The 4794-nt window shown below is 39.9% G+C and carries 3 protein-coding genes; all 3 read left to right on the top strand.

The window, feature by feature from the left end; all coding sequences use genetic code 11:
• Positions 1-1671 precede the first annotated feature (1671 nt).
• From FEK66_RS22705 to FEK66_RS22695, 3 genes are read left to right on the top strand one after another with little or no spacing between them, the layout of a single operon-like run.
• The gene (locus tag FEK66_RS22705; protein WP_135495624.1) at positions 1672-2124 is read left to right on the top strand and encodes a phage tail protein; all 453 of its coding nucleotides are present in this window, start codon (positions 1672-1674) and stop codon (positions 2122-2124) included.
• A gap of 30 nt (positions 2125-2154) precedes the next feature.
• Positions 2155-3258: a phage tail sheath C-terminal domain-containing protein gene (locus FEK66_RS22700; RefSeq protein WP_135495623.1), complete on the top strand. Its 1104-nt coding sequence runs from the start codon at positions 2155-2157 to the stop codon at positions 3256-3258.
• 59 nt (positions 3259-3317) lie between these two features.
• On the top strand, positions 3318-4739 hold the full coding sequence (locus FEK66_RS22695; RefSeq protein ID WP_138211551.1) for a phage tail sheath C-terminal domain-containing protein: 1422 nt from the start codon (positions 3318-3320) through the stop codon (positions 4737-4739).
• Positions 4740-4794 lie beyond the last annotated feature (55 nt).

Genomic DNA, 4794 nt, shown 5'->3' with positions numbered 1-4794 from the left:
CGATTTATTCAACAAAGCCGGGGCTACATCATGTAAACCACCCATGTTCAATAACACCCCGTTACGTAACATTTTTCTGTCTTACGTATAAAATACATGATTTTTACAATAACATGATAAAATAGTAGAATAGTTAATATAAAGTGCAAGATCGGAATCAAAAAAACATCCTGACTCCAAAATACAAATGCGATATATTAACATTATTTTTAATATGATATCAAATGCTGATAGTGTAAATAATGAGCATTAAAATAATATTCATTTTTTATTTTAGAGAAGTTGATAGCTTTTAGTATGGAAATAAATTCTATTTGTCATTTAAGTCAAATAATTGTTATTCTGAATTATATTAATACCAAAATCACCTGAACATTCACTGGTTCCTGTCACTGGACGATGCGCAAGACAAACTCGACTGCTGGCGCAGGGAATACAATTATGAAAGGATGCATATCATCATTAAATGATATTACTCTGGAAGAATTCATCCGAAGCTTCCGGAAAGACGAAGGTCTCTGATTTAGAACTTTACTTTTTTGAGCTATGGTCAATTCGGCCGGGGCCACAAAAAATAATTGGAACTAAAACTGGTCTATTTACAAACATACTGGCTGTATTTATACCTTTTTTCACTCAGGCCTGTTCCTGTTTATCTTTCGGGTACAGAACGCGCCATGATCTGTCTGAATACAGACGACAAGTGTTTCAAGGAAATGTATAACTTTTAACACATGAAACAATTCAATCTATCATGCGAATTTCTATCTTAGCAATAAGATAATTACACTTGAGAGGTGTGTTACTGCACTCACGTGTTAGCGAGGAAGAGCAATACTCAGTGCGCTAAAAGAAAAATTGATTTTTATCAAAAAAAAGATAATGTTATGATTTGCTCTTTGTTGGTTATTATATTGAATAATATAATAATTTACTGGAGTTCCGCTGCTATTGTAATTTAATTTTTGATTTATTTTGTTGCACAATTAAAATCAACCACTACCATACCTTAGCAATAATGAAAGCTTAATATCTTAAGCGTTATAGGTGGCACAAAGGTGAGGAGACTCTGGTTTTTGCTGGTTATTTGCATATAGTTTTGTTTGCATTGTATGCCTGTTGATTGTTTATCTCATGATAAAGAGATAAACAATCAAAGCTTTCATATTATACGGATGTTAACGATGGCAAAGAACGAAGTTATTGTTTGGACTGTGCACTGCAACAATTTTGTTGTATCACAACGACTTAAATAGACACAGATAGTTAACTTTGTTCTATGCTATAAAAACCAATAATTCTAATGTTTTGATTTTCTTTGCGTAACAAAAATCAACTATTTCTTTGTGTTTAACATCGGTTTAGTTTACTGAGGGCGGTAGCTTTTATGAACGCAATGATACGTTCACAAAAAAGATATTTTATCGATAAATAAAATCATTAGCTTAATCAATAATTATCATCCTTATATTTACCACTAAAGATGTGATGTTATCAGAATCAGCCCCAGATTGATATAAACTCTTTGTGTGGAGGTAATGTCAATATATTGATATTTCGTCAAAATGATCATGCCCCATATCATATTGAAATATACGATTTATTTTATATATAAATTATATTTCATGTGATATAACGAGTGTTTTGTTGAATTAATAATAGGAGGGAAGTATGCCACATTCAGCCGAGGATATCCGTGCTAGTTATCCAGTACCGGTTTTTAACTTCATTGTTGATATTGATGGTGATGTTATCCCGTTCAAAAGTGTGAGTGGGCTTAATGTAAATTATCCTAAGATTATCTATCGTGATGGTATGCGTGGATTATTTATTATGCCAGGCCTTTATGAGCCACCGGAGATCACGTTTACCAAAGGTGTATTTTCAGGGCAATGCCGTCTTTACGAGTGGCTAAATACCGTGAATTTTAATGAAGTGGATAAAAAAGATGTATTGGTCAGCTTAACCGACACAAGCGGTGAAAGACTGATCCTTTCATGGACATTGGTTAATGCTTTCCCGACAGGAATTAATGCCCCAGATCTGAACGCCGACAGTAATGAAGTTGCCACTATATCAATGACACTGGCATGTGATCGTGTTATGGCCAACTGTCTAAATTAAACCATCCTAAATTTTAATGGAGTATATGGCATGTCTCTATCGGTAACCTATAAACATTCGATAAATTATAATGGGAACGCGCCAGGTGTAATTATAGAATATTTATTTAGTAATAGTTTATCTATAACCTCAAGTAGTACAGCAGTCCCTGCCTTTGCTACTCCGGTGGTATTTTTTGGCAATACTGCGGCCCCTCCCTCTTCAGTCAGTCTGTCTGACTGGATGGCATTAACTGAAATGTATGAAGCACTTGATGATGAAAGTAAATCATCGACAAAAACGTTTTATTTGGCGATGCGAAGCTATTTTTTAAATGGTGGGGGACGCTGTTATCTTTTAAAAGCAGATTCAGGTCTGACAGCGGGACTGGCACGGCTTGACGATGTTACCCTGTTTGTTCAGGCGGGGCAGGAGCTAAAAGATGTAGCGGATCTTGCGACAAAACTGGATGCCTTGAAAATATTTGCTATTCTGGACGGGCCGGAAAATGGTCTGGAGGAAAATGCAATATTCCCTGCTATAACCAATTCCCCTGATGCAGCTGCATATTATCCCTGGCTAAAGACTCTGGACGAGGATATTAAAATTGCGCCAAGTCCTGCCGTTGCAGGGGTTTATTGTAGTAATGACGCTCAATATGGTCCCTGGTGGACACCTGCGAATGTTAGTTTAAAAGGGGTGAAGCCAGCTGAACAGGTGTCTGATATAGAGCAGGCAGAAAATATTTCAAGTCTGAATATGATCCGTAATCTCTATAAACGCCCTGCACTTGTATGGGGGGGACGGACTCAGGATATCACCGATGACTGGAAATATGTATCGGTGAAGCGTTTGTTTAATATGGTTGAACGCGATGTCCGCGACGCCTTGCGTAAGATAGTCTTCCACCCTAACACACCACGTACCTGGCTGTCGGCTCGTAGCGCCGTGACCTCCTATTTAACGGATATCTGGAAACGAGGGGGACTGTCGGGGAATAAGGCGGGAGAGGCATTTTTTGTTAATGTCGGGCGTGGAGTAACTATGAGTGACAAGGACATAATCAATGGGATCATGGTTGTTGAAATCGGTATTGCAGCTGTACGCCCTGCTGAGTTTATCGTTCTGCGCTTTTCACAGATTATGGGTGAATAGGAGATAAGACCAGCGTTGATTGGTTTTATTTACCATACCATTAATAAGGAGAATCATCGATGAGTCGTGCTCCCGGTGTAGAAATTCAATATGCTCCTTCACAATCATTATCCATTTCCATTGGCGCAACAATGTCAGTGCCGGTTTTTGTTGGGCCTTTCATATGCCGTAACAATCATTCAGAGCGCTGCATGGCTATTGATAACTGGAGAGATTTTCAGGATAAATTTATTACTGACAATTTTACTGTTTCTATTGATATCACATCCACTCCCCCTGAAGTTCCCCCTCCAGAAAAGAATAAGGAAGAAACAAAGGAAGAAAAATGGACTTATTCCCATGCTCTTCGAGCGGTTGATAATGTTTACGCTTACCAGATCTATCTTTACTTTTTGAATGGCGGGGGGCGCTGCTACATTTTTCCGCTTGAGCTTGAAGTTACCAGTACAAGAAAAAAAAGAGCCAGTCAGACAAAAAGCAATGACGACAAATTAGCAGAACTGCCAAAGATTATTAGCGGCTATTCGGATATTACGCTGCTGGTCTGGTGTGGTGATGATGGTGATAAAGCAGTTGTTTACCAGTCACTTTTCACGCTGTTGTCTGACGATAAACACCCATATTTCCTCCTGACGGATGTCAAGAAAAAAGATGAGACTCCGGTATTAAGTGATAACGCGAGTGTTGGGGTTTGGGGACCTCATGTCACTGTCGAATGGCATCCGCTGAATCCTGACGATGAACAGATTTCTCTGACGGGCTATATGGATGAAAAAACGAGTGAGGAAGGGACAGAAGACCCCACCACACTGGCTGCATTGAAAATAAGAAACGACTTACTGTACAACGAGCTACGCACTGCTGTTGATAAAAAGGTTGCCAGTGTGGCAACGGAGCAGGTTCTTTCCCCTGTTGCACTGGTTGCCGGACAGTTTGCTAAAGTGGAGCGTCTTCGTGGTATCTGGTGGTCCCCGGCAGGTATGGATGTGGTGTTACAGGGTATTAGCGAGGTCTATCAGCACCTGAGTGAGGATGAACACGCTTCGCTTAATGAACAGGGGATTAATGCACTGCGGGATTTCAGACGTCCAAAGGCGGGGATACGAATATTTGGTGCCCGCACCCGTAAACTGGACGACGACTGGCGTTTTATCAGCGCTCGCCGCCTGTATCAAATGATTGCGCGTGATATTAACAGCGCATTACAAAAAATAGTGTTTGCACCAAACACAGAACAGACGTGGAACAATGTACGTAGTGCGGCAGAAACGTATCTTCATGACCTCTGGCAACGGGGAGGATTAGTGGGGGACCACCAGGAAAAAGCGTTTTTTGTCCGGGTAGGAAAAGGGAGCACGATGAGCCAGACTGATATTAATAATGGAGTAATGAACGTCGATATAGGGTTTCGGGCAGTACGCCCGGCAGAGTTTATTGTACTGCGCTTTAGCCAAATCATGGCTATGAATGATGTAAGTTAAAGGGGTGATGCTTCCAATTAGTAGAACATGTATCCTTCAATGAAGGCCCCGATAA

This window comes from Escherichia sp. E1130 (genome assembly GCF_005781065.1).
In the GTDB taxonomy this organism is placed as follows: Bacteria; Pseudomonadota; Gammaproteobacteria; order Enterobacterales; family Enterobacteriaceae; genus Escherichia.
Note: the sequence above shows the minus strand (reverse complement) of the source record. Positions and strands in the feature narration are given on the sequence as shown.

What these genes read in the sequence shown, in the direction of transcription:
- FEK66_RS22705 (WP_135495624.1), top strand. Translation starts at nt 1,672, where the DNA reads ATGCCACATTCAGCCGAGGATATCCGTGCTAGTTATCCAGTACCGGTT.
- FEK66_RS22700 (WP_135495623.1), top strand. Translation starts at nt 2,155, where the DNA reads ATGTCTCTATCGGTAACCTATAAACATTCGATAAATTATAATGGGAAC.
- FEK66_RS22695 (WP_138211551.1), top strand. Translation starts at nt 3,318, where the DNA reads ATGAGTCGTGCTCCCGGTGTAGAAATTCAATATGCTCCTTCACAATCA.